The sequence below is a fragment of the Aromatoleum aromaticum EbN1 genome (assembly GCF_000025965.1).
In the GTDB taxonomy this organism is placed as follows: domain Bacteria; phylum Pseudomonadota; class Gammaproteobacteria; order Burkholderiales; family Rhodocyclaceae; genus Aromatoleum; species Aromatoleum aromaticum.
In genome coordinates, this window is the sequence record NC_006513.1 from 3779955 (window position 1) to 3803517 (window position 23563).

22 protein-coding genes are annotated in these 23563 nt (G+C 65.1%); 9 read left to right on the plus strand and 13 right to left on the minus strand.

Annotated elements, in window-relative coordinates; all coding sequences use genetic code 11:
• Window positions 1-349 precede the first annotated feature (349 nt).
• Together EBN1_RS18060 and EBN1_RS18065 are read left to right on the plus strand one after the other, a co-directional pair.
• Window positions 350-823, plus strand: a complete 474-nt coding sequence (locus EBN1_RS18060) for a YbhB/YbcL family Raf kinase inhibitor-like protein (protein ID WP_011239419.1) — start codon at window positions 350-352, stop codon at window positions 821-823.
• Between the two features lie 211 nt (window positions 824-1034).
• Window positions 1035-1451 (plus strand): peptidase associated/transthyretin-like domain-containing protein, encoded by a 417-nt coding sequence (locus EBN1_RS18065; protein WP_011239420.1) that lies wholly within the window; start codon window positions 1035-1037, stop codon window positions 1449-1451.
• A 42-nt stretch (window positions 1452-1493) separates the two neighbouring features.
• On the opposite strand, the gene EBN1_RS18070 is transcribed toward EBN1_RS18065, so the two are convergent.
• Entirely contained in the window at window positions 1494-2231 is a 738-nt protein-coding gene (locus tag EBN1_RS18070; protein WP_011239421.1) for an S-methyl-5'-thioinosine phosphorylase, read from the minus strand.
• A 151-nt stretch (window positions 2232-2382) separates the two neighbouring features.
• On the opposite strand from EBN1_RS18070, the gene typA reads away from it, so the two are divergent.
• Entirely contained in the window at window positions 2383-4200 is a 1818-nt protein-coding gene (typA, locus tag EBN1_RS18075; protein ID WP_011239422.1) for a translational GTPase TypA, read from the plus strand.
• Window positions 4201-4320: 120 nt separating this feature from the next.
• Here the strand turns inward: typA and galU are convergent, their stop codons facing one another.
• The 4 genes from galU to smc all read right to left on the minus strand — a co-directional run bounded on the left by galU (window position 4321) and on the right by smc (window position 12102).
• Window positions 4321-5193 carry a UTP--glucose-1-phosphate uridylyltransferase GalU gene (galU, locus tag EBN1_RS18080; RefSeq protein ID WP_011239423.1) on the minus strand — a complete coding sequence of 291 codons (873 nt, stop codon included), beginning with the start codon at window positions 5191-5193 and terminating at the stop codon, window positions 4321-4323.
• A 46-nt stretch (window positions 5194-5239) separates the two neighbouring features.
• A complete protein-coding gene (gene ligA, locus EBN1_RS18085; RefSeq protein WP_011239424.1) occupies window positions 5240-7285 on the minus strand; it encodes an NAD-dependent DNA ligase LigA in 2046 nt (681 codons plus the stop codon).
• Complete coding sequence (locus tag EBN1_RS18090; protein WP_011239425.1) at window positions 7285-8394, minus strand: cell division protein ZipA; 1110 nt, start codon at window positions 8392-8394, stop codon at window positions 7285-7287. Before EBN1_RS18090 ends, ligA begins: the two co-directional genes overlap by 1 nt.
• A gap of 120 nt (window positions 8395-8514) precedes the next feature.
• On the minus strand, window positions 8515-12102 hold the full coding sequence (gene smc, locus EBN1_RS18095; protein WP_041646574.1) for a chromosome segregation protein SMC: 3588 nt from the start codon (window positions 12100-12102) through the stop codon (window positions 8515-8517).
• A 54-nt stretch (window positions 12103-12156) separates the two neighbouring features.
• Between smc and dapC the strand changes: the two genes are divergently transcribed.
• From dapC to EBN1_RS18125, 6 genes are all read left to right on the plus strand, one after another.
• Window positions 12157-13353: a succinyldiaminopimelate transaminase gene (dapC, locus tag EBN1_RS18100; protein WP_011239427.1), complete on the plus strand. Its 1197-nt coding sequence runs from the start codon at window positions 12157-12159 to the stop codon at window positions 13351-13353.
• Between the two features lie 13 nt (window positions 13354-13366).
• The gene (gene dapD, locus EBN1_RS18105) at window positions 13367-14188 is read left to right on the plus strand and encodes a 2,3,4,5-tetrahydropyridine-2,6-dicarboxylate N-succinyltransferase (protein ID WP_011239428.1); all 822 of its coding nucleotides are present in this window, start codon (window positions 13367-13369) and stop codon (window positions 14186-14188) included.
• 96 nt (window positions 14189-14284) lie between these two features.
• Window positions 14285-15469, plus strand: a complete 1185-nt coding sequence (locus EBN1_RS18110) for a PilT/PilU family type 4a pilus ATPase (RefSeq protein WP_011239429.1) — start codon at window positions 14285-14287, stop codon at window positions 15467-15469.
• A 25-nt stretch (window positions 15470-15494) separates the two neighbouring features.
• Window positions 15495-16649 carry a succinyl-diaminopimelate desuccinylase gene (gene dapE / locus EBN1_RS18115; RefSeq protein ID WP_011239430.1) on the plus strand — a complete coding sequence of 385 codons (1155 nt, stop codon included), beginning with the start codon at window positions 15495-15497 and terminating at the stop codon, window positions 16647-16649.
• 2 nt (window positions 16650-16651) lie between these two features.
• Entirely contained in the window at window positions 16652-17587 is a 936-nt protein-coding gene (gene prmB / locus EBN1_RS18120) for a 50S ribosomal protein L3 N(5)-glutamine methyltransferase (protein ID WP_011239431.1), read from the plus strand.
• 3 nt (window positions 17588-17590) lie between these two features.
• Entirely contained in the window at window positions 17591-18049 is a 459-nt protein-coding gene (locus EBN1_RS18125) for a response regulator (protein WP_011239432.1), read from the plus strand.
• A gap of 97 nt (window positions 18050-18146) precedes the next feature.
• Here the strand turns inward: EBN1_RS18125 and EBN1_RS18130 are convergent, their stop codons facing one another.
• The 8 genes from EBN1_RS18130 to EBN1_RS18165 are packed head-to-tail and all read right to left on the minus strand — an operon-like array spanning window position 18147 to window position 23546.
• Complete coding sequence (locus tag EBN1_RS18130; RefSeq protein WP_011239433.1) at window positions 18147-18635, minus strand: glutathione peroxidase; 489 nt, start codon at window positions 18633-18635, stop codon at window positions 18147-18149.
• A gap of 1 nt (window position 18636) precedes the next feature.
• Entirely contained in the window at window positions 18637-18831 is a 195-nt protein-coding gene (gene iscX, locus EBN1_RS18135; RefSeq protein WP_011239434.1) for a Fe-S cluster assembly protein IscX, read from the minus strand.
• Window positions 18831-19172: an ISC system 2Fe-2S type ferredoxin gene (fdx, locus tag EBN1_RS18140; protein ID WP_011239435.1), complete on the minus strand. Its 342-nt coding sequence runs from the start codon at window positions 19170-19172 to the stop codon at window positions 18831-18833. Before fdx ends, iscX begins: the two co-directional genes overlap by 1 nt.
• A complete protein-coding gene (gene hscA, locus EBN1_RS18145; protein WP_011239436.1) occupies window positions 19169-21037 on the minus strand; it encodes a Fe-S protein assembly chaperone HscA in 1869 nt (622 codons plus the stop codon). Before hscA ends, fdx begins: the two co-directional genes overlap by 4 nt.
• Window positions 21037-21570 (minus strand): Fe-S protein assembly co-chaperone HscB, encoded by a 534-nt coding sequence (gene hscB, locus EBN1_RS18150; protein ID WP_011239437.1) that lies wholly within the window; start codon window positions 21568-21570, stop codon window positions 21037-21039. The genes hscA and hscB overlap by 1 nt, the downstream gene beginning before the upstream one ends.
• A 16-nt stretch (window positions 21571-21586) precedes the next feature.
• A complete protein-coding gene (gene iscA, locus EBN1_RS18155) occupies window positions 21587-21910 on the minus strand; it encodes an iron-sulfur cluster assembly protein IscA (protein WP_011239438.1) in 324 nt (107 codons plus the stop codon).
• 17 nt (window positions 21911-21927) lie between these two features.
• Window positions 21928-22308 (minus strand): Fe-S cluster assembly scaffold IscU, encoded by a 381-nt coding sequence (gene iscU, locus EBN1_RS18160; protein WP_011239439.1) that lies wholly within the window; start codon window positions 22306-22308, stop codon window positions 21928-21930.
• Window positions 22309-22334: 26 nt separating this feature from the next.
• Window positions 22335-23546 (minus strand): IscS subfamily cysteine desulfurase, encoded by a 1212-nt coding sequence (locus EBN1_RS18165; protein WP_011239440.1) that lies wholly within the window; start codon window positions 23544-23546, stop codon window positions 22335-22337.
• Window positions 23547-23563: the final 17 nt, after the last annotated feature.

A 23563-nucleotide genomic window follows, 5' to 3' on the forward strand; every position in this document is an offset into this window, starting at 1 on the left:
GTGGTCCGCACAGGCGCGGAGACAGCCGCGCCTGCAGGCCGGCGTGAGTAATATCACGAATCCGGAGCGCTCGCCGGCTTCCCCGAAGTTCAGCGGGACGCAGTTCTGTGCGAAAAATTCGATCGTGGCAACCGGTCACGCAACGGCAATGCCCGCTCGCACGGGCAGGACTCGGACGACGGTCTACAGTAAGAGCGTCGATGAACCGGAAGCTCGCTCCTGCAAGGTAGCGCCCCGGGTGCGCTGTGCGTACCTGGGATCGGCATCACCAATCTCCCGACGCAGCAGACCACCTTTGGCAGGCGAGGCGCAAGCCAGGTCCCCGTAACTGACAACCGGAGCAACGAACATGAGCCTGACTCTGAGTTCCACGGCATTTGCCCATGGCGGAGCGGTTCCCGCGACCTACACGTGCGACGGGCGCGACGTGTCCCCTCCCCTGGGCTGGTCCGGCATCCCGGAAAACACTCGCAGCCTCGCGCTGATCGTCGATGACCCTGACGCGCCGGACCCGGCCGCCCCGCAGCGGACGTGGGTGCATTGGGTGCTGTACAACATCCCGCCGACGACGGCCGCTCTGCCCGAAGCCGTCGCCATGGCCGACCTGCCGCTCGGCACGCGAGAAGGGACGAACGACTGGAAGCGCACGGGCTATGGCGGCCCTTGCCCGCCGATCGGCCGACACCGTTACTTCCACAAGCTCTACGCCCTCGACGTCGTCCTCGCCCCTCTTGGTGCACCGACGAAGGCCGAATTGGAACACGCGATGCAGGGCCACATTCTTGCCGAGGCGGAACTTGTCGGAACGTACCAGCGGCCGTGAGCCTGGAAGGCCGCGGGCAACGTCGTGCATGCGAATTCGAGATCGGGGCGACCGGAACTCGCCTTCGATCGGCCAGTCGCATGAAGGCGCGGGCGGTTGCCCTGCCGGCGGGGTGCTGAACTGCACCCGGTTTCCGTCGCGGCCGGCGTGCTCGGTCGTCCCGGGCGGCGAACCGCGTCGTTCGGGCGATTTCCACACAGGAGGTATCCCGATGAACAAACACAACATCGCCGCCGGTCTGCTGGTTCTCGCCGCCGGGTTGTGGGGCGGCGCCGCAATGGCGCAGGAAGCGGGTCCGGTACTCGATGTGCGGGAATTCGAGGGTGTGCGCTACATCACCGGCGGCGTCGGCGAGGAAGAGCGCAACCAACTCCTCGCATCCGCGCAGGACTTCAACCTCAAACTCGTTTTCGCCGAAAAGTCAGGTGATTATCTTGCCGACGTCAACATCGCGATTGCCGATTCGACGGGCCGCAAGGTTCTCGAGGCGAGAGCCGACGGTCCGCTCATGCTGGCCAAACTGCCCCCCGGCAACTACCGTGTCACGGCGATGGCCAACGGCCGCGAGCAAACCCGACGCGCCAGCGTTGCGCGCACCGGCCAGCGATCGCTGACCTTCTATTGGTAAGCTCGGACGATGCCGGCGCGCCCACAGAGGCACGAACCCTCGTCAGGACTTGCAGACTTCCTCGAGGACGCGTCGCACGCGCACCATCGCATCCTGCAGCACTACTTCGATGCTGTCGAAGAGAATGCCTTTTTCGCTCGCGCCGCGCCCGGCGGCGTAGTTCGCGATGACATTGATCGCGGCATAGGGCAGACCGATTTCGCGGGCGAGTGCGGCTTCGGGCATCCCGGTCATGCCGACGAGTTCCGCGCCATCGCGCTCGAGCCGGTCGACCTCCGCGGCCGTCTCGAGGCGCGGCCCCTGCGTCGCAGCGTACACAGCGCCATTGACGATGTGTTCCCCCGTCGCCATGCCCGCCGCGAGAATCCGCTGGCGCAACGGCTCGTCGTACGGATGGGTGAAATCGATGTGATGCACGCCCTCGTCGCCACCTTCGAAGAACGTACTCTTGCGCCCCCACGTGTAATCGATGATCTGGTGAGGCACGACCAGTGCGCCGGGGCCGAAATCGTCGCGGATGCCGCCGACCGAGGCCACCGAGATGAGGGCCGTGGCCTTGACATGCTTCAGCGCCCACAGGTTTGCGCGGTAATTGACCAGATGCGGCGGGATCGTATGTCCGTAGCCATGGCGTGCGAGAAAGACCACCGCCCGTTCGCGCAAGCGGCCGAACAACAGTGCTCCGGACGGTTCTCCGTAAGGGGTGCGTACCACTTCGCGGCGGGCGATCTCGAGCGTCGAAAGCTGCGTGAGTCCGCTACCGCCAATGATTGCGAGCATCGGGTCGGTCTCCAGAAAAACGGCGCCGATTCTAGCATGGGCCCCACGGTCCCCTCGCTCCCTGGTCGGCACGAAAAGAGTGAAGGGCGCGATGCTGCAATGCGGCGGCCGTGCTAAAATTAAAAACTTTTTCAAAGACTTCTGGACCCAAATGTCCCGCTCCATCCGCAACATCGCCATCATTGCCCACGTCGACCACGGCAAGACCACGCTCGTCGACCAGCTCCTGCGCCAATCCGGCACCTTTCGCGAGAACCAGCAGGTTTCCGAACGGGTGATGGACTCGAACGATCTGGAGAAGGAGCGCGGCATCACGATCCTGTCGAAAAACTGCGCGATCCAGTATGGCGATACTCACATCAACATCGTCGACACGCCGGGACACGCGGATTTCGGTGGCGAAGTCGAGCGCGTATTGTCGATGGTCGACGGCGTGCTGCTGCTCGTCGACGCGGTCGAAGGCCCGATGCCGCAGACGCGCTTCGTCACGCGCAAGGCGCTCGCGCTCGGCCTGAAGCCGATCGTCGTGATCAACAAGATCGACCGTCCGGGCGCCCGCCCCGACTGGGTCATCAACCACACGTTCGACCTTTTCGACAAGCTCGGCGCGACCGAAGAGCAGCTCGACTTCCCGGTCGTGTATGCGTCGGGCCTGAACGGCTTCGCGATGCTCGACCTCGCGAAGCCGAGCACCGACATGAAGCCGCTGTACGAAGCGATCCTGGAGCATGTGCCCCAGCCTGAAGTCGATTCCGACGGCCCACTGCAGCTGCAGGTCTGCTCGCTCGACTATTCGACCTACATCGGCCAGCTCGGTATCGGCCGCATCAAGCGCGGCCGCATCCGTCCGAACCAGGAAGTCGTCGTGATGTACGGTGACGAAAATCGCGGCAAGGCCAAGATCGGCCAGGTGCTGACCTTCGAGGGCCTCGAGCGCACGCAGACGGAATCGGCCGAAGCCGGCGACATCGTGCTGGTGTCGGGCGTCGATCAGGTCAATATCGGCGTCACGCTGTGCGATCCCGAGAAACTCGAAGGCATGGAGCCGATCGCGGTCGATGAACCGACGCTGACGATGAACTTCATGGTCAACTCGTCGCCCCTGGCCGGGCGTGAAGGGAAGTTCGTCACAAGCCGCCAGATCCGCGAGCGGCTCGAACGCGAGCTGCTGAAGAACGTCGCGCTGCGCGTCGAATACACCAACGACTCGGACGTGTTCCTGGTGTCGGGCCGCGGCGAACTGCATCTGACCATCCTGCTCGAGAACATGCGCCGCGAAGGCTTCGAACTCGCGGTCGGCCGTCCGCGCGTGGTGTTCCGCGAGGTCGATGGCGTCAAGTGCGAGCCGTACGAGATGCTGACCGTCGACGTCGAGGAAGAGCATCAAGGCGGCGTCATGGAAGAACTCGGCCGCCGCCGCGGTGAACTGCAGGACATGCAGTCCGACAGCAAGGGCCGTGTGCGTCTCGAATACCGCATCCCGGCGCGCGGTCTGATCGGCTTCCAGGGCGAGTTCCTGACGCTGACGCGCGGTATCGGCCTCGCGAGCCACGTCTTCGACGGCTACGGCCCGATGGCGGGGCCGATGGGCGAGCGGCGCAACGGCGTGCTGATCTCGCAGGACAACGGCCACGCGGTCGCCTATGCGCTGTGGAAGCTGCAGGATCGCGGCCGGATGTTCCTCACGCACAACGATCCCGTGTACGAAGGCATCATCATCGGCGTGCATTCGCGCGACAACGATCTCGTCGTCAATCCGATCAAGGGCAAGCAGCTTACCAACGTGCGCTCGTCGGGTACCGACGAAGCCGTGCGGCTGATCCCGCCGATCCAGTTAACGCTCGAGTCCGCGATCGAATTCATTGCCGACGACGAGCTCGTCGAGATCACGCCGAAGTCGATTCGGCTGCGCAAGCGTTACCTGACCGAGAACGAGCGCAAACGCGCGGCAAAAGCTGAAAACGCCTGACGCTCATCCCGCGCGGGATGCCGCCGGGCGACAAAAAAGCGCTGCTTCGACAGCGCTTTTTTTGTCTGCGAAATCCTGAAATCTGCCCGCAGCGGCGCTACCGGGCCGGCACAGCGGAAATCAGCTTCGTTCGGCCAGATACGCCGCAAACTCTTCGCCGATTTCGGGATGGCGCAGGCCGAGTTCGATGGTCGCTTTCAGGTAGCCCAGCTTTGAGCCGCAGTCGTAGCGCACGCCCTTGAACTGGTACGACAACACCGCCTCGTCCTTCAGCAACGCGGCGATCGCGTCAGTCAGCTGATATTCGCCACCCGCGCCCGGCTGCAGCGCGCGGATGTGGTCGAAGATGCGCGGCGTCAGGATGTAGCGACCGACGACCGCTTGCGTCGTCGGAGCATCTTCGGGCTTGGGTTTCTCGATGATCCCGGTCACCCGCTGCACGTCACCCTGCTGCGCTTCGGTGCTGACGATGCCGTACTGGCGCGTCTCTTCACGCGGCACGTTCATCGTACCGAGCACCGAACAGCGGTTGTAGTTATAGACGCCGACCATCTGCTCCATGATCGAGGCAGAGTCCGGGTTGTCGAGCAGGTCGTCGGCGAGGATCACCGCGAACGCTTCGTCGCCGATGACCGGCGCGGCGCACAGCACTGCGTGGCCGAGCCCGAGCGCTTCCGACTGGCGGATGTAGATGCAGTTCACGCCTTTCGGCACGGTGCGCTGCACCAGCGCGAGCATTTCCTTCTTGCCGCGGGCTTCGAGCTCGGTTTCGAGCTCGTAGGCCTTGTCGAAGTGATCCTCGATCGAGCGCTTGGTGCGCCCGGTGATGAAGATCATGTCGGTAATCCCGGCCGCGACGGCTTCCTCGACCGCGTACTGGATCAGCGGCTTGTCGACGATCGGCAGCATCTCCTTCGGGCTCGCCTTGGTCGCCGGCAAAAAGCGCGTGCCCATGCCGGCTACCGGAAATACTGCTTTCGTGACTTTCTTCATGCTGTGACTCTCCATTTTGAATGATTCGGTGCAGGCATCGGGTAGGTCAGGCGGGCTGTTCGAGCAGGCGGCGCAGGCCGTCTTCGTCGAGGATTGCCACGCCGAGTTCCTGCGCTTTCGCGAGCTTCGAGCCGGCTTCGGCGCCGGCGACCACGTAATCGGTCTTCTTCGACACCGAGCCGCTGACTTTTCCGCCATGCGACTCGATCAGCGCCTTCGCGTCGTCGCGGCTCATCGTCGGCAACGCGCCGGTGAGCACGAAAGTCTTGCCGCTCGCGGGGCCGTCAGCGGCGACTGCGGGCACACCTTCGTCCCAGTGCACGCCGGCCGCGCGCAACTGCTCGATGACTTCGCGGTTGTGCATTTCGGCGAAGAATCCGGCGATGCTGTGCGCGACGATCGGCCCGACATCCGCGACCTGCTGCAGGCGCTCGATATCGGCATCCATCAGCGCGTCGAGCGAACCGAAGTGCCGCGCGAGCTCTCTCGCCGTCGCCTCGCCGACGTTGCGGATGCCGAGCGCGAAGATGAAGCGTGCCAGCGTTGCATGGCGGCTCTTCTCGATCGCCGCGAGGAGGTTCGCCGCCGATTTGTCCGCCATCCGCGGCAGGTTCGCAAGCTTCACCAGCCCGAGCCGGTACAGATCCGCCGGTGTGCTGACGATGCCGCCGTCGACGAGCTGGTCGACGAGCTTGTCGCCGAGCCCCTCGATGTCCATCGCGCGGCGGCCGGCGAAATGCAGCAGCGCCTGCTTGCGCTGCGCTGGGCAGAAAAGCCCCCCCGAGCAGCGCGTCACTGCCTCGTCGGGTTGCTTCTCGGCGTGCGAGCCGCACACCGGGCACGTCTGCGGCATCACGAACGGGCGTTCGCTGCCGTTGCGGCGCTCGACGACCGGCGCGACGATCTGCGGAATGACGTCCCCCGCGCGGCGCACGATGACCTGGTCGCCGATCAGCAGCCCCTTGCGCTGGATTTCCTCTTCGTTGTGCAGCGTCGCGTTCGTCACCGTCACGCCGCCGACAAAGACCGGCTTCAGCCGTGCGACCGGAGTCAGCGCGCCGGTGCGCCCGACCTGGATCTCGATATCGACGAGCTCGGTGATCTCTTCCTGCGCCGGGTACTTGTGCGCGACCGCCCAGCGCGGTTCGCGCGTGACGAAACCGAGGCGGCGCTGCAGGTCGAAGCGATTGACCTTGTAGACGACGCCGTCGATGTCGTAGGGCAGGCTGTCCCGCGCCGCGGCGATGCGGTCGTGGAACGCGATCAGCCCGTCCGGCCCGGACGCGACGACGCGGTGCTCGCATACCGGAATGCCGAGCGCATCGAGCGCGTCGAGCATCTCGCCCTGCGTCGCTGGCATGTTCCAGCCGCCGCTCTCGCCAATCTCGCCGAATCCGTACGCGAAGAACGACAGCGGTCGCCGCGCGGCGATGCGCGCGTCGAGCTGGCGCACGGCGCCGGCCGCCGCGTTGCGCGGGTTGACGAACACCTTGCCGCCGGTTTCGCTCTGCCGCGCATTGAGCCGTTCGAACGCATCGCGCCGCATGTAGATCTCGCCGCGCACCTCGATCAGCGCCGGTGGCCGGCCGGGGAGCCGCAACGGGATCTGCCGGATCGTGCGCACGCTGTGTGTGACGTCCTCGCCGGTGTAACCGTCGCCGCGCGTGGCCGCGCGCACCAGCATGCCGTTTTCGTAGCGCAGGCTGATCGCGAGGCCGTCGAACTTGAGCTCGCCGAGGTATTCGACCGGCGGCGCGTGCGGGCCGAGTTCGAGCGCGTTGCGCACGCGCGTGTCGAACGCGATCACGCCGCCGCTGGTGGTGTCGGTTTCGGTGCGGATCGACAGCATCGGCACCGCGTGGCGCACCGGCACGAGCCCGGGCACCGGTGCCCCGCCGACGCGCCGGGTCGGCGAATCGGGCACGAGCAGCTCGGGGTGCCGGCGTTCCAGCGCGTCGAGTTCGCGGAACAGGCGGTCGTATTCCGCATCGGGAACCGTTGGCGCGTCGAGGACGTAGTACGCGTGATCGTGCGCTTCGAGCTCCCGCCGCAGTTGTGCGGCGCGCTCGAAGTCTTCAGGCGAAGCGGACATCAGGCGGAGAACAGGCGCAATGCCAATGGGCTGCCAGCGGGGACTTCGGAATCGGCCATCTGCGCCTGGAACTGCTGGATTTGCGAACGGATCAGCAGCGCCGCGTCCGGGCCGAACGGTGCGCGATTGTCATCGACGACATTGCCCTGCAGCGCGTCGGCCATATGGTTCGCCTGCTGCATCATGTGGTCGAACACGACGACGCCGTTGGCGACGCGCGGCACGTCGATGACGAACGTCAGGCCGTTCGTCATCAGGTTGCGCATCTCATCAGCGGCAAAGAGCGCGGGCTCCATGTTGCACAACGTGAACAGCGTATGGCCGCTTTCGTCGCGGGCGTGGAACGCGCCGTCGTCACCGATCGTCATGCCGCTCGCTTCGGCCAGCGCGCGGATCTTCGTGCCGGCGAAAGGCTGGTTGTGGCTGATGATGTTGACGCCGATCTGGACGTCGACGCCGGCGCAGAACTGATCGAGGTCAGCGGCATTGCGCAGCGCTTCGGCGCGCGTCGGCAGATCGGTCGGCACTGCGAGGAATTGCTCCGCGACGCGCTGCACGCCGCCGGAAAAATGCATGAAGTCGTTTTCGCCGATCGCCCCGTGCCGGTCGACGAGCTGCATCGCGGCGCAGAACCAGTGGAACGAGCCGGCAGAATGGGCGGTCAGCGGGCGCCACAGGTTTTCGGCGTCGTCGAAGGCGAACCAGCGCACCGGCTTCGAGATCCCCTGCAACTGTTCGCTTTGCGCCGTCCACAGGCGCGGAGCATGGAGCAGTTCGATCGATTCGATGCGGATCACGCAGTCGATGCGCGGATCGATCGCGGGCGGCAATCCGGGCGTCACCCTCCCTACCGGGCCATGGGCGGCCGGATGGGGAATCGACGCCGGAGCGGGATTCGCGTCCGGGGAGGGAAACTCGGTCGTCCAGGGTTCGACGCGTTCGCCCTGCGGGGCCTCTTGCGGTTCGAGCAGCACGTCGCGGTGCTCGGACTTGAAGGCCTGCTCCGCCTGCCGCCGATGCTTGCGTTCCTGCCACTTGTTGTACGCGATGATGCCCACGACTGCCGTGATGCCGAGCGCGGCCAATCCGATCTGCAATTCGCTGTCCATCTTCATTCCCGTTGTGAACGCTTCACCGCCGCCGGCGAGAATCGTCACCAGTTGTCCTGTAAACAAAAAGAATCGGTCGCCGCCGGTGGTGCGGGCAGGCCGGCAGCGCCCGTTCGTGTGTCAGGCTGCGGCCGGCTCGGCCAGGCGCAGCGCCTCTTCGATATCCACTTCCACGACCCGTGAAACGCCCTGTTCCTGCATCGTCACGCCGACCAGCTGCTGCGCGATTTCCATCGTGATCTTGCTGTGGCTGATGAAAATGAACTGCGTTTGCGATGACATGCGTTTTACCATCCCGCAGTAACGTTCGGTATTGGTATCGTCCAGCGGCGCGTCGACCTCGTCAAGCATGCAGAAGGGCGCAGGGTTGAGCTGAAACATCGAGAATACCAACGCAATCGCCGTCAGCGCTTTCTCGCCGCCCGAAAGCAGGTGTATCGAGGTGTTTTTCTTGCCCGGCGGCTGGGCGACGATCTGGATGCCGGCGTCGAGAATCTCGTCGCCGGTGAGCACCAGCCGGGCCTGGCCGCCCCCGAAGAGCTGCGGGAACAGCGTGGCGAAATGCTGCGTGACGGTATTGTAGGTGTCCTGCAGCTGCTCGCGCGTTTCGCGGTCGATGCGGCGGATCGCGTCCTCGAGAGTGACGATCGCCTGGCTCAGGTCCTCGTTCTGCGCGTCGAGATAACCTTTGCGTTCCTGTGCGCTGCGCAGCTCGTCGAGGGCCGCAAGGTTGACCTGTCCGAGTTCGGCGATCTCGCGCGCGAGCCGTGCCACTTCACGCACCAGCCCGTTCTCGCGCACATCGCCGGTAAGCAGCGGCTGCAGCGCCGCTTCGTCCGCCTGCGCTTCAGCGAGGCGCTCGTCGAACTGCGCGGCGGCAAGCTCCGCCGCCTGGACGCCCAGCCGCAACTCGGCAATGCGGGCGCGCGCCGGGGTCGCCTCCTGCTCGGTTCGCAGGCGCAGCTCCTCGGTCTGCTTGAGCAGGGACGCGGTCTGTTCGAGCGCGTCGCGCCGCGCCGAAAGCGCCGTCTCGCGGCTCTGACGCAGCGTCAGCGCTTCCTGCAGCGCCTCGCGGCTGTGGCTGCAGTCGGTCGCGTCGAGTTCACGTCGGCGGGCGTCGAGCTCGGCGGCGATGCGGTCGAGCTGTTCGCTCGCAAGTTCCGCGTTGCGGGCGATGTCATCGAGCTTGCCGGCGCACTCGCGCTCGGAGAAGCGCGCTTCCTGCAGCTCCCGCGCCGTCGCCTGCTCGAGCGCGCGCGTCTCGCGCAGCAGGCTGTCGCGCTCGGCAAGCACTTCCATTGCGGCGTCGAGCCGCTCGCGCTGCAGTTCGGCCAGCTCGGCTGAACGCGCCTGTTCGGTTTCGGCACGCGCGAGCTGATTGCGCTCGCCGGCTTCGAGGTGCACAAGGTCGTCGAGATCGCGCGTGAGCTGGGCGCGGCGCTCGTCGGCGCGCTGGCGCGCCTGGGTCAGCTTCAGCAGCGCGACCTGTTCGGTGTGGATCTGCTGCTGCATCGATTGCAGCTCGCGCCGCAGCGCGTTGTCGCGCTCCTGCAGGTTTGCCGCGATCGCTTCGGCTTCGAGCAGCGCGTCGTGCGCCTGCTGCGCCTCGGCTTCCAGCTCGCGCTGGCGATCCGCGAGGGTGTCGATTTCGCGCTGGCGTTCCATGACGCCGTGGGTGCGGCTGTCCGGAGCGTAATGGACGAGCGCGTGGCGCGTCAGGATCTGCCCGCGCGGACCGACGAGGCAGGTGCCGGGAGCGAGTTCGGCACGCCGGCCGAGCCACGGTTCGAGTGCATCGACGGCAAAACAGCCGTGCAGCCAGTCTGCGAGCGCGGGACGCAGCGCCGCTTCCGGCAGGTGCACCCGGTCGATCAGCGCAGTCGCGCCGGAGGGAGGTTCGACCGGCGGGAGCTTCACGTCGTCCCCGTCCGGGAACGCGACTGCGAACGCGGCCGGCGGTGTCTCGTCGAACATCGCCCGGGTAGCGTCATCGATGGCACCGGTGAGCGCCGCAAGCCGTTCGCGCAGCATCGCCTCCACAGCGGTTTCCCAGCCTGCATCGACGCGCAGCGCGCGCCACAGCGGCGCCAGCTCGGCGAGGCGGTGGCGCTTCAGCCAGTCGCCGAGCTGCCCCTGCGACTGCACTTTCGCCTGCAGTTGCACCAGCGCGTCGCGCCGCGCGCGCAGTTCGGTCAGCCGGCGCTGCACCTGGCGTTCGTCGTCCAGTGCGGCCTTCAGCCCCGCCTGTGCCTGAGGCAGGCGTGCTTGCGTCTGCGCGAGTTCCTGCTGGCGGGCGTCGTGCTCCTCGCGCACGGTGTCCAGCCGGGCTTCCTGCTGCGCGAGCGCCGCCTCGTCCGGCCCCTCGATCGCGCCGCTGTCGCCCAGGAGGCGCGTCCGGCGCAGCGCGAGCGCGTCGAGCGCACGCATCGTGTTTGCCCGGTTCGCCTCCCCGACGCGCAGCTGCTGCTCGGTCTGGCCGAGTTCACGGCGTGCGGCCGCGACGGTCGCGTCTGCCGCCTGGCGTGCCGATTCGGTTTCCGGCAAGCGCTCGGCGACTTCGGCATGGCGCGCTTCGGCCTGCTCGGCACGCAGCACGGCGTTGTCCAGCAATGCGCTCCAGCGCTCGCGATCGCTGCCGAGCGCTTCACTGCGCGCGCACCAGTGTGCTTCGTCGGTCGCAAGCTGGACGAGACGGGCATCGATACGCTTGCGTGCGTCCTCGAGGTGCCGAAGCTCGGCTTCGAGGCGGCTGACTTCGGCGGAAATCGCGACGAGGTCGCTCTGTGCCGCGTGCATCGCCTCGGATGCCGAAAAATGCGCAGCGCGGCCCGATTCGACCGCGTTTTCGAGTTCCTGCAGGCGCGCACTGTCGGATTCCATCTTCGCCGACAGCTGGTTGAACTTGCTCTGCAATCGCGCCTGCTCGCCGCGCGCATCGTTGCGCTTGAGCAGCCACAACAGCTGCTGGCGCTCGGCATGCGCCGCGCTCAGCGCGCGGAAACGGGCCGCGATCGCGGCCTGCGCGTCGAGGTGGCCGATGCGCTCGCCAAGCTCCATGCGGATGTCGTCGAGCCGGGCGAGGTTGTCGCGCGCGTCGGACAGCCGGCCTTCGGTCTCGCGACGCCGCTCACGATATTTCGTGACGCCTGCCGCTTCTTCGAGAAAGCCGCGCACCTCCTCGGGCCGTGCCTCGATGATGCGCGAGATCATGCCCTGCTCGATGATCGCGTAGGCGCGCGGCCCGAGCCCGGTGCCGAGGAACAGGTCGATGACATCCTTGCGGCGCACATGGACGTTGTTGAGGTAATACGTCGATTCGCCGCTGCGGTCGAGCACGCGCTTGACCGAGATTTCGGCATAGCGCGACCACTGGCCCGCTGCGCGCCCTTCGGCGTTGTCGAACACCAGCTCGACGCTCGCCCGTGACACCGGCTTTCTCGTCGTCGAGCCGTTGAAGATCACGTCCTGCATCGACTCGCCGCGCAGCGCGCTCGCGCGCGTTTCGCCGAGCACCCAGCGCACCGCGTCGATGATGTTCGACTTGCCGCAGCCGTTCGGCCCGACGACCCCCACGAGGTTGCCGGGAGTAAGGACGGTGGTCGGGTCGACGAAGGTCTTGAAACCGGCGAGTTTGAGCTTGGAAAGACGCACGTCGGAACGGGGGTGAACGGTCGGTTCAGGGCTGTCGAAAGCGCGCCATGATAACATCCCCGATCCACGGCCCCCGCGGCCGACGTCCCGAAATATGCCGACACAATTGACGTGAATCCGAACCTCGACCGACTGCAGTCCTACCCTTTCGAAAAATTGCGCAAGCTGTTCGAAGGGCTCACCCCGCCTGCCGGCCTGGACACGATCCGGCTGTCGATCGGCGAGCCCCGGCACGCGACGCCGGCCTTCATCACGCAGGCGCTGGTCGACAATCTCGACGGTCTCTCGGCCTATCCTGCGACTCAGGGCAGCGACGCGCTGCGAGGCGCGATCGCCGGCTGGCTCGAGCGGCGCTACGGGCTGCCCGCGGTCGACGTCGCGACCCAGGTGCTGCCGGTCAATGGATCGCGCGAAGCGCTGTTCGCGTTCGCGCAGTGCGTCGTCGACAGCCGCGGCGGCGCAGCGAAAGTGCTGTGCCCGAACCCGTTCTACCAGATCTATGAAGGCGCGGCGCTCCTGGCCGGCGCCGAACCGGTGTTCCTCAACAATCTGCCTGAAAACCGTTTTGGCTCGGACTTCGATTCGCTGCCGGAATCGGTGTGGCGCGACGTCCAGCTGGCGTTCGTCTGCTCGCCGGGCAATCCGACCGGACGCGTGCTGTCGCTGCAGGAGTGGGCGCGCCTGTTCGAACTTTCCGACCGCCACGGCTTCGTGATCGCCGCAGACGAGTGCTATTCGGAGATCTATTTCGACGAGAACGCGCCACCGGTCGGCGCGCTGCAGGCCGCACACCAGCTCGGCCGCGGCGACTTCCGCAATCTCGTGACGTTCTCGAGCCTGTCGAAACGCTCGAATGTGCCGGGCATGCGTTCCGGGTTCGTCGCCGGCGACGCCGCCGTGCTGAAGGCTTTCCTGCGCTATCGCACTTACCACGGCTGCGCGATGAATCCGGCCGTGCAGGCCGCTTCGGTCGCGGCCTGGAACGATGAAGCGCACGTCGTCGACAACCGCCGGCTGTACCGCGAGAAGTTCGATCGCGTCACGGCGCTCGTCGCGCGTCACCTGAAAGTCGAACGGCCCGACGCCGGTTTCTACCTGTGGGCGCAGACGCCGATCCCGGACACCGAGTTCGCCCGGCGCCTGCAGGGTGAATATAATGTCACGGTACTGCCGGGCAGCTTCCTCGCACGCGAGGCGAACGGCGTCAATCCGGGCGCCGGCTTCGTGCGCATCGCCCTCGTCGCCCCGACTGCCGAATGCGTCGAGGCGGCCGAGCGCATCGCCGCTTTCTGCCAATCTCTCCCCTAACGGAAAACTCCCCATGCAAGACCTGCAAAAGATCATCGACGATGCGTTCGAGAACCGTGCGAACCTCTCCCCTTCCGCGGCGCCGGCAGCCGTGCGCGACGCGGTCGCATCGGTCATCGCCGGACTCGACGCCGGGCGCCTGCGCGTCGCCGAGAAGATCGACGGCAACTGGACCGTCAACCAGTGGATCAAGAAGGCCGTGCTGATCTCGTTCCGCCTTGCCGACAACGAAGTCATGGCGGGCGGCACGAACCAGTATTTCGACAAGGTGCCGACAAAGTTCGGCGACTACACGCCGGAGCAGTTCCGCGAAGGGGGCTTTCGCGTCGTGCCGCCGGCGGTCGCGCGTCGGGGCAGCTTCATCGGCCGGAACGTCGTGCTGATGCCGTCGTACGTGAATATCGGCGCCTACGTCGATGAAGGCACGATGGTCGACACCTGGGCGACGGTCGGCTCGTGTGCACAGATCGGCAAGAACGTGCATCTGTCGGGCGGCGTGGGCATCGGCGGCGTGCTCGAACCGGTGCAGGCAGGACCGGTGATCATCGAGGACAACGTGTTCGTCGGGGCACGCTCCGAAGTCGTCGAAGGCGTGATCATCGAAGAGAACGCGGTGCTGTCGATGGGCGTGTATATCGGCCAGAGCACCAAGATCTACGACCGGGCCACCGGCGAGGTCACCTATGGTCGCGTCCCGTCCGGTGCCGTCGTCGTGCCGGGCAGCCTGCCGTCGGCCGACGGCAAGTACAGCCTGTACTGCGCGGTGATCGTCAAGCGCGTCGATGCGCAAACGCGCGCCAAGACCGGCATCAACGAACTGCTGCGCGGCGCCTGATCTCCGCACATCAGGCTGTCGCTGAGCCGGGCGGACAGGCAGTCCGGCTGGTTCAGCTGTCCGCCCTCCCCTTTTCCGTTCCGGAGACCCGCCGCGATGATTTTCGACAAACTGTTCCAGTTGATGGCGGAAAAACTCGCATCCGATATTTTCATTTCGGCCGGCGCCCCGATCCATATCAAGATCCAGGGCGTCACGATGCCGATCAACCAGCAGGTCATGGAGCCGCCCATGATCAAGCGGATGATCTACGAGATGATGACGCCGGAGCAGATCGACACGTTCGAACGCGTGAGGGAGCTCAATCTCTCGTTCGGTCGCCGCGAACTGGGCAACTTCCGCGTCAACCTGTTCTGGCAGCGGCACAGCATCGGCATTGTCGTGCGCTACATCCAGGGCGACATCCCGATGCTCGATTCGCTCGGCCTGCCCCCGGTGCTCGCCGAAGTCGTCACCGAGAAGCGCGGGCTGGTGCTCGTCGTCGGTGCGACCGGCTCGGGCAAGTCGACGACGCTCGCGTCGATGATCGATCACCGCAACCTGAACCGTTCCGGCCACATCCTCACCGTCGAGGACCCGATCGAGTACCTCTTCAAGCACCGCAAGTCGATCGTCAACCAGCGCGAAGTCGGCATCGACACCCACAGCTGGCACGACGCGCTGCGCAACGCGATGCGTCAGGCGCCCGACTGCATCCTGATCGGCGAAATCCGCGACCGCGAGACGATGCAGGCGGCGCTGGCCTATTCCCAGACCGGCCATCTGTGCCTCGCGACGCTGCATGCGAACAACGCCTACCATGCGCTCAACCGCATCGTGAACTTCTTCCCGCTCGAAAACCGCTCGCTGCTGTTCCTCGACCTGGCGGTGGCGCTCAAATGCATCGTCTCGCAGCGGTTGGTGCGCAAGCCCGATGGCGTACGCGTTCCGGCGGTCGAAATCCTGATGAACACGCGACACGTCGCCGAACTCATCGAGCGCGGCGAACTCAACGAGGTCAAGGAAGCGATGCAGCAGAGCCTGGCGCCGGGGTCGCAGACCTTCGAGCAGGATCTGTACCGGCTCTACCACGAAGGCACGGTGACGTTCGAGGAAGCGACCGCAAACGCGGACTCCCCGACGAACCTCTCGTGGCTGATCAACAATGCGCAGTTCGGCAACGTGCCGGATGCGCAGGACGGCAGCGACGATTCGCCAACACTCGATTTCGCGCCAAAAGAGCCGGAAAAACGGCCTTTCAGTGACTTCGCGCTGCACCTCGACGACAGCGCGAAGCCTTGAACGACACCACGAATTACCGAAAACAATGACTCATGCTTCATCCGGCGCCACTTTCACGCTCGCCTGCGAACTCATCTCGCGTTCTTCCGTCACTCCGGACGATTGCGGCTGCCTCGACCTGATCGCGGCCCGGCTGGCGCCGCTGGGCTTCCGCTTCGAGCGTGTCGACAGCAGTGGAGTCTGCAACCTGTGGGCGCGGCGCGGCGGCACTGCACCGGTGCTGTGCTTTGCGGGGCATACCGACGTCGTGCCGGCTGGCCCGCTCGACGGCTGGGATTCGCCGCCGTTCGAGCCGACGGTCCGCGGTGGTCAGCTGTTCGGTCGCGGCGCCGCGGACATGAAGACTTCGATCGCCGCTTTCGTCACGGCGATCGAACGCTTCGTCGCGACACATCCGGATCATGTCGGGTCGATCGCGTTGCTCCTGACGTCCGACGAGGAAGGCATCGCGACGCACGGCACGGTGAAGGTCGTCGAAGCGCTCGCGGGGCGCGGAGAACGTCTCGACTATTGCGTCGTCGGCGAGCCGACTTCAGTCAATACGCTCGGTGACACGATCAAGAACGGGCGACGCGGCTCGCTGTCGGGCACGCTGCGGGTCAAGGGCGTGCAAGGGCACGTCGCCTATCCGCAGCTCGCGCGCAATCCGATCCACGAGTTCGCTCCGGCGCTCGCCGAACTGGCGAGCATCCGCTGGGACGAAGGCAACGAGTTCTTTCCGCCGACGACCTGGCAAGTGTCGAACATTCACGCCGGCACCGGCGCGAACAACGTCATCCCCGGCACGTGCGAAGTGCTGTTCAATTTCCGCTTCGCCTCGGTCAGCAGCGCCGACGAGCTCAGGCAGCGCACCCATGTCGTGCTCGACCGCCATGGACTCGACTATGAACTGGACTGGCACCTGTCGGGAAAACCATTCCTGACCGGCCGCGGCAAGCTCGTCGAGGCGCTGTCCGACGCGATCCGCGACACGGTCGGGGTCGAAACCGAACTGTCGACGAGCGGCGGCACGTCCGACGGGCGATTCATTGCCGACATCTGCAACGAGGTCGTCGAGTTCGGCCCGGTCAATGCAACCATCCACAAGGTCAATGAAAGCGTCGCCCTCGACGCGATCGAACCCCTTTCCGCCATCTACGAGCGCACGCTGAACGCGTTGCTGCTGCCCAACGGAGACTGAAGATGTCCGACCTCCACGACGATTCCGAACACGAGCATGAGCACGAACATGGCCCCCTCGGCGAACTGGTCACGCTGCGCGACTGGCTGCGCTACGCGGTCACTCGCTTCAATGGCGCCGGCCTGTTCTTCGGCCATGGCTGCGGGGACGCCTACGACGAAGCCGTGTGGCTGCTGCTGCACACGCTGTCGCTGCCGCTCGACCGGCTCGAGCCGTTCCTCGACGCCTGCATCACGACCGGCGAGCGGGAATCGCTGTTCGCAGTCATCGAGCGCCGCGCCGCGGAGCGCGTGCCGGCTGCATACATCACAGGGGAAGCCTGGCTGGGCGACTTCCGTTTCCAGGTCGACGAGCGCGTAATCGTTCCCCGCTCGTTTTTCGCCGAACTGCTCGAGGACGGTTTCGCGCCGTGGATCGACGATGCCGAAAGAGTCACTTCGGCGCTGGACTTGTGCACGGGCTCGGGCTGCCTCGCGATCCTGATGGCGCATGCGTTCCCGAATGCGCAGATCGTCGGCGCCGATCTTTCCGACGAGGCACTGCAGGTCGCGCGCGCGAACGTGTCGGATTACGATCTCGACGACCGCGTCGAACTGCTGAAAAGCGACGTGTTCGCCGGGCTTGCCGGGCGGAGGTTCGATCTCATCATCAGCAATCCGCCGTACGTCACGGCAGACGCGATGGCGACGCTGCCGCCCGAATACCTGCACGAGCCGCGCATGGCCCTTGCGGCCGGCGAGGACGGGCTGGACATCGTCCGCCGCCTGCTTGCAGGCGCGAAAGCGCACCTCAATCCAGGGGGCATGCTGGCGGTCGAAGTCGGCCACAACCGGTATCTCGTCGAAGAAGCGTTCCCCGACCTTTCGCCGGTCTGGCTTTCGGCCCAGGGAGGCGACGACATGGTTTTCGTGCTGCGCGCCGACGAATTACCGGAGTGAAAAATGCCCGCCGAACGTCCGATCCTGCTCGTTGAAGACAACCCGGATGATGAAGCCCTGATGTTGCGGGCCTTCAGCAAGAACAGCATCCGGAATCCCGTTGTCGTCGCGCACGACGGGGTCGAAGCGATCGACTATCTGTTCGGTACCGGCAGCTACCAGGGCCGCGACCTTTCGCTGATGCCGGTCGTGGTGCTGCTCGACCTGAAACTGCCCCGCATGGACGGCCTCGAAGTGCTGCGCCGGATGCGGGCGGACGAACACACGGGCTTGTTGCCGGTGGTCATCCTCACTACCTCGCGTGAAAGGCAGGACATCCACGAAGCCTACCGGCTCGGTGCGAACAGCTACATCCGCAAGCCCGTCGATTTCGAGCGTTTCATCCACGCGGTCGGGCAGATCGTCACGTACTGGCTGGCGCTGAACGAAACCGCAGATCCTTCCGGCAACGGCCTTTACTGACTGCTGACTCGCGTCGTTAGCTCCCTGTCAACCCGGCTGGTTTCGGGAGGCAGCGGGGCAGCAGCTCAGGGCGCGGGAACGGAGCCCCACGCGCAAACTACAGCAGCGCTTCGATATCGCGTGCGATGCTTTCCGGTTTCGTCGCCGGGGCGAAACGCGCGACGACCTGACCATCGCGATCGACCAGGAACTTGGTGAAGTTCCACTTGATCGCTTCGGTGCCGAGAATGCCGGGCGCGACCGACGTGAGATGCCGGTACAGTGGATGCGCATTGTCGCCGTTTACGTCGATCTTTTCGCTGAGCGGGAAGCTGACGCCGTAGTTCTTCGCGCAGAACGCAGCGATTTCTTCAGCCCCGCCCGGCTCCTGCCCGCCGAACTGGTTGCACGGAAAACCGATCACCGAAAAACCGCGCGGTGCGAACCTGTCGTGCAGTTCCTGCAGTGCCTCGTACTGCGGCGTGAAGCCGCATTCGCTCGCGGTATTGACGAGCAGCAGCACTTTGCCGCGAAATTCCGCGAGCGGCATCGGCGCCCCGTTGAGCCGCCTGGTTTCGAAATCGAACACGTTTGCCGGGACGCTCATTTCAGGCAACCTCGTCTATCCAGGCCTGCTGGATCGCTTCGAGGACGCGCTCGCCACAATGCTTGGGGTCGTCGTCGAATTCCGGGAGCGCCATCGTCCACTTCATCAGGTCCACGAAATTCACTTTAGCCGGATCCGTTTCGGGATGGCGTTCGGAGAGCTGGATCGCGATCTCCTGCACTTCGGTCCACTTCATCAGTGTTTGCCCTCCCGGGCCATGTTGATCGTGTAGCGGGGAATCTCGATCACCAAGGGCGTCTCGCCAACGAGTGCCTGACAGGACAGGCGCGACTGTGGCTCGAGTCCCCATGCCATGTCCAGTAGGTCTTCCTCGGTTTCCTCGGCCTCGGGCAAGCTGTCGAAGCCTTCGCGGACGATGACGTGGCAGGTCGTACAGGCACAGGATTGTTCGCACGCGTGTTCGATCTCGATGCCGTGCTCCAGCAGGCTTGTGCAGATCGATTTGCCGGGCTCGGCCTCGATGACGCTGCCCTCGGGACAGAGTTCGACGTGGGGTAGCACGATGATCTGGGTCATACCTGGATCTCATCAACCTTGTGGCCCGCCAGCGCCGAACGGATGCTGTTGTCCATCCGTCGGGCGGCGAATTCATCGGTGGCACGGGCGAGTGCCTCGATGCCCTTCTTCACAATGCGGGGGTCGTCGCCCGCTGCGAGCTGCTTCAGTTCGGCGATCGCGACCTCGATGGACGCGCGCTCGTCGGCGTTGAGGAGCGCACCGTCCTGCTCCAGCGCGTGGGTGGTCGCCTCGATGACCCGTTCGGCCTCGACCTGCTGTTCGCGCAGGGCTCGAGCATGCATGTCGTCGCCGACGTGCTCGACGCCTTCTTTCAGCATGCTCGCGATCTCGTCGTCGGTCAGTCCGTACGAAGGTTTCACCAGGACGCTCGCCTCGACTCCGGACGACATTTCGCGCGCCGACACCGACAGCAGCCCGTCGGCGTCGACCTGGAACGCGACGCGGATGCGCGCGGCGCCTGCCACCATCGGCGGAATGCCCCGCAGTTCGAAACGTGCCAGCGAACGGCAATCCTTGACCATCTCGCGCTCGCCCTGCACGACATGGAAAGCCATCGCAGTCTGCCCATCCTTGAACGTCGTGAACTCCTGCGCACGGGCAATCGGGAGCGTCGAGTTGCGCGGCACGACTTTTTCGGTCAGCCCGCCCATCGTCTCCAGGCCCAGTGATAGCGGAATCACGTCGAGCAGCAGCCACTCGTCCTCGTCCTTGCGGTTGCCTGCAAGCACGTTCGCCTGGATTGCCGCGCCGAGCGCGACCACCTTGTCCGGATCGAGGTTCGTCAGCGGTTCCTGTCCGAAAAACTCCGCGACCGCGCGCTGCACGTGCGGCATCCGCGTCGCCCCGCCGACCATCACGACGCCCTTCACGTCCTCCGGCCCGAGGCCCGCGTCGCGCAAGACCTTGCGCATCGGCGCCATGGTCTTGGCGATCAGGTGCTGCGTCATCGTCGCGAACTCTTCGCGAGTGACGACCAGATTGACTTCCTCGTCCGACGACAGCCTGGCCCGGATCGGAGCTTCCTCGCTGGCGGTCAGGAGTTCCTTCGCTTCGCGCGCTTTCATCAGCAGACGGCGGGAGTCATCGCTCGTCGGCGGTTCGATCGCGGCCTTGTCGAGAATCCAGCAGAACAGGCGGTGATCGAAGTCGTCGCCGCCGAGCGCGGCGTCGCCGTTGGTCGCCAGCACTTCGAAAATGCCGCGCGACAGCTTCAGGATCGACAGGTCGAACGTGCCGCCGCCCAGGTCGTAAATCGCATAGACGCCCTCGGACGCATTGTCGAGCCCGTACGCGACCGCAGCTGCCGTCGGCTCGTTGAGGAGGCGCAGCACGTTCAGTCCGGCGAGCTTCGCCGCGTCCTTCGTCGCCTGTCGCTGGGCATCGTCGAAATATGCCGGGACGGTGATGACCGCGCCGGTCAGCGGACCGCCCAGGCTCGCTTCGGCGCGGGCGCCGAGCGTCTTCAGGATTTCGGCTGAAATCTCGACCGGCGTCTTCACGCCCTGCACGGTGCGCAACCGCACCATGCCGCCGGCGTCGATGAAGTCGTAGGGCGTCGATTCAACGTGTGAAACGTCTTTCAGGCCGCGCCCCATGAAGCGCTTCACCGACATGATCGTGTTCTTCGGGTCGGTGGTGTGGGCAGCGGCCGCTGTCTGGCCGACTTCGATCCGTCCATCGGCGTGGTAGCGCACGATCGACGGCAGCATCGAGCGGCCCGCCTCATCGGCGAGACACACGGCGATGCCGTTGCGGACAGTCGCAACGAGAGAATTGGTGGTACCCAGGTCTATCCCAACCGCGAGCCGGTGCTTGTGCGGCTCGGCGGACTGGCCGGGTTCAGCGATTTGCAGAAGGGCCATCAGGTCTCCAGCGCCTCGAGGGCGTCGTCGATCTCGTGTTGGATTTTTTCCATGAACATCAGCCGGCGGACGATTTCGGCAGCCGCCGCGAAGTCATGGCGCTCGTCGATGGTGCGTTCGAGTTCGTCGAACACTTCCCGCGCGTGATGCCGCAGCCGGTGATGCAACTGCGTGAGCTCGTGCCCTTCGCCGGCTGCGCGCGCCTCCTCCACCGCTTCGCGCCACTCCATCTGTTCCATCAGAAACGCGGAGGACATAGCGGTGTTGGTGTGCAGCCCGGCGTCTACGCCAGCGAGCTCGAGCATGTATTGCGCGCGTGGAAGCGGCTTGCGCAGTGTCCGAAAACCTTCATTCACCCGTGTCGCCCACTGCATCGACAGGCGTTTCTCCACGTCCGGCAGGTGCGCGAAACGGTCGGGATGGACCTGCCCCTGCAGATCGTGATAAGCCATCTCCAGCGCCGCTTCGTCAACGCGAAAACGCCGCGGCAGGCCGAAAAGGGCGAAGAAATCCTGTTGCAGGTCGATGCTCATGGGCTTTGCTCGGAGTTCAGACGTTGAAGCTTTCGCCGCAACCGCAAGCGTCCTTGACGTTCGGGTTGTTGAACTTGAAGCCCTCGTTCAGCCCTTCGCGGACGAAATCGAGTTCGGTGCCGTCCAGGTAGGCGAGGCTTTGCGGGTCGACGATGACCTTGACGCCATGACTTTCGAAGATCAGGTCCTCGTCATGCATGTCATCGACGAACTCGAGCCGGTAGGCCATGCCCGAACAGCCCGAGGTCTTGACCCCAAGGCGGATGCCGACACCCTTGCCGCGCTTGGCCATGAATTCCGACACGTGCTTGGCCGCGTTGGTGCTCAGTGTGACGCTCATCGTTCAGTCTCCCGAAATCAGCCTTGCTTCTTCTTGTAGTCCGCCACTGCCGCCTTGATCGCATCTTCCGCAAGGATCGAGCAATGGATCTTGACCGGCGGCAGCGCAAGTTCCTCGGCAATCTGGGTGTTCTTGATCTCCAGTGCCTGATCGACGGTCTTGCCCTTGACCCATTCGGTCACCAGCGAGCTCGAGGCGATCGCGGAACCGCAACCGTAAGTCTTGAATTTCGCGTCCTCGATGACCCCGTCCTTGCCGACCTTGATCTGCAGTTTCATGACGTCGCCGCACGCGGGTGCGCCGACCATGCCGGTGCCGACCCCTTCGTCTTCCTTGCCGAAAGCGCCGACGTTGCGAGGATTCTCGTAGTGATCCAACACTTTTTCGCTATATGCCATGTTGTCTTCTCCTGGGGGGATTTCGTTCAGTGTGCAGCCCATTGCACGCTGTCCAGATCGACGCCGTCCTGCACCATTTCCCACAGCGGTGACAGTTCGCGCAGCTTGCCGATCTTCTTGTGCAGCAGGTCGATCGTGTAGTCGACTTCTTCTTCGGTGGTGAAGCGCCCGATCGTAAACCGGATCGAGCTGTGTGCGAGCTCGTCGTTGCGGCCCAGCGCGCGCAGCACATAGGACGGTTCGAGACTCGCTGACGTACAGGCCGAACCGCTCGACACCGCAACGTCCTTGATCGCCATGATCAGCGATTCGCCTTCGACGTACGCGAAAGAGATATTCAGATTGTGCGGCACGCGGTGCTCGACGTCGCCGTTGATGTAGGTCGCGTCGATGTCCTGCAGGCCTTTCATCAGACGGTCGCGCAGCGCGCGGATGCGTTCGTTCTCGACCTTCATTTCCTCGCGCGCGATGCGGAAAGCTTCGCCCATGCCGACGATCTGGTGCGTCGCGAGCGTGCCGGAACGCAGCCCGCGCTCGTGGCCGCCGCCGTGCATCTGCGCTTCGAGACGTGCGCGCGGCTTGCGCCGGACGTACAGCGCGCCGATGCCTTTCGGGCCGTAGGTCTTGTGTGCCGAGAACGACATCAGGTCCACTTTCAGCTTCGACAGGTCGATATCGACCTTGCCCGTCGCTTGCGCCGCATCGACGTGGAAGACGATGCCTTTTTCGCGGCAGATCTCGCCGATTTCGGCAATCGGCTGGACCACGCCGATCTCGTTATTGACGAACATTATCGACACCAGCACGGTATCGGCCCGGATCGCATCTTTCAGAACCGACAGGTCGACGAGGCCGTTCTCCTGCACGTCGAGATAGGTCGCTTCGAAGCCCTGGCGCTCGAGTTCGCGGAACGTGTCGAGCACTGCCTTGTGCTCGGTCTTGAGCGTGATGATGTGCTTGCCCTTGCCCTTGTAGAACTGCGCCGCTCCCTTGATCGCGAGGTTGTTCGACTCGGTTGCGCCCGAAGTCCACACGATTTCCTTGGCATCGGCATTGACCAGCCGGGCCACCTGCTCGCGCGCGTCTTCGACGGCCTTCTCGGCTTCCCATCCATAAGCGTGGGAGCGACTGGCCGGGTTGCCGAAATGCTCGGTAAGCCACGGGATCATTGCCTGTGCCACGCGCGGATCGACCGGCGTCGTGGCGGAGTAGTCCAGGTAAATCGGAAACTTGAGCATCGGGTTCCTCCGTCGAT

What these genes read in the sequence shown, in the direction of transcription:
- EBN1_RS18060 (WP_011239419.1), top strand. Translation starts at nt 350, where the DNA reads ATGAGCCTGACTCTGAGTTCCACGGCATTTGCCCATGGCGGAGCGGTT.
- EBN1_RS18065 (WP_011239420.1), top strand. Translation starts at nt 1,035, where the DNA reads ATGAACAAACACAACATCGCCGCCGGTCTGCTGGTTCTCGCCGCCGGG.
- EBN1_RS18070 (WP_011239421.1), bottom strand. Translation starts at nt 2,231, where the DNA reads ATGCTCGCAATCATTGGCGGTAGCGGACTCACGCAGCTTTCGACGCTC.
- typA (WP_011239422.1), top strand. Translation starts at nt 2,383, where the DNA reads ATGTCCCGCTCCATCCGCAACATCGCCATCATTGCCCACGTCGACCAC.
- galU (WP_011239423.1), bottom strand. Translation starts at nt 5,193, where the DNA reads ATGAAGAAAGTCACGAAAGCAGTATTTCCGGTAGCCGGCATGGGCACG.
- ligA (WP_011239424.1), bottom strand. Translation starts at nt 7,285, where the DNA reads ATGTCCGCTTCGCCTGAAGACTTCGAGCGCGCCGCACAACTGCGGCGG.
- EBN1_RS18090 (WP_011239425.1), bottom strand. Translation starts at nt 8,394, where the DNA reads ATGGACAGCGAATTGCAGATCGGATTGGCCGCGCTCGGCATCACGGCA.
- smc (WP_041646574.1), bottom strand. Translation starts at nt 12,102, where the DNA reads ATGTTATCATGGCGCGCTTTCGACAGCCCTGAACCGACCGTTCACCCC.
- dapD (WP_011239428.1), top strand. Translation starts at nt 13,367, where the DNA reads ATGCAAGACCTGCAAAAGATCATCGACGATGCGTTCGAGAACCGTGCG.
- EBN1_RS18110 (WP_011239429.1), top strand. Translation starts at nt 14,285, where the DNA reads ATGATTTTCGACAAACTGTTCCAGTTGATGGCGGAAAAACTCGCATCC.
- dapE (WP_011239430.1), top strand. Translation starts at nt 15,495, where the DNA reads ATGACTCATGCTTCATCCGGCGCCACTTTCACGCTCGCCTGCGAACTC.
- prmB (WP_011239431.1), top strand. Translation starts at nt 16,652, where the DNA reads ATGTCCGACCTCCACGACGATTCCGAACACGAGCATGAGCACGAACAT.
- EBN1_RS18125 (WP_011239432.1), top strand. Translation starts at nt 17,591, where the DNA reads ATGCCCGCCGAACGTCCGATCCTGCTCGTTGAAGACAACCCGGATGAT.
- EBN1_RS18130 (WP_011239433.1), bottom strand. Translation starts at nt 18,635, where the DNA reads ATGAGCGTCCCGGCAAACGTGTTCGATTTCGAAACCAGGCGGCTCAAC.
- iscX (WP_011239434.1), bottom strand. Translation starts at nt 18,831, where the DNA reads ATGAAGTGGACCGAAGTGCAGGAGATCGCGATCCAGCTCTCCGAACGC.
- fdx (WP_011239435.1), bottom strand. Translation starts at nt 19,172, where the DNA reads ATGACCCAGATCATCGTGCTACCCCACGTCGAACTCTGTCCCGAGGGC.
- hscA (WP_011239436.1), bottom strand. Translation starts at nt 21,037, where the DNA reads ATGGCCCTTCTGCAAATCGCTGAACCCGGCCAGTCCGCCGAGCCGCAC.
- hscB (WP_011239437.1), bottom strand. Translation starts at nt 21,570, where the DNA reads ATGAGCATCGACCTGCAACAGGATTTCTTCGCCCTTTTCGGCCTGCCG.
- iscA (WP_011239438.1), bottom strand. Translation starts at nt 21,910, where the DNA reads ATGAGCGTCACACTGAGCACCAACGCGGCCAAGCACGTGTCGGAATTC.
- iscU (WP_011239439.1), bottom strand. Translation starts at nt 22,308, where the DNA reads ATGGCATATAGCGAAAAAGTGTTGGATCACTACGAGAATCCTCGCAAC.
- EBN1_RS18165 (WP_011239440.1), bottom strand. Translation starts at nt 23,546, where the DNA reads ATGCTCAAGTTTCCGATTTACCTGGACTACTCCGCCACGACGCCGGTC.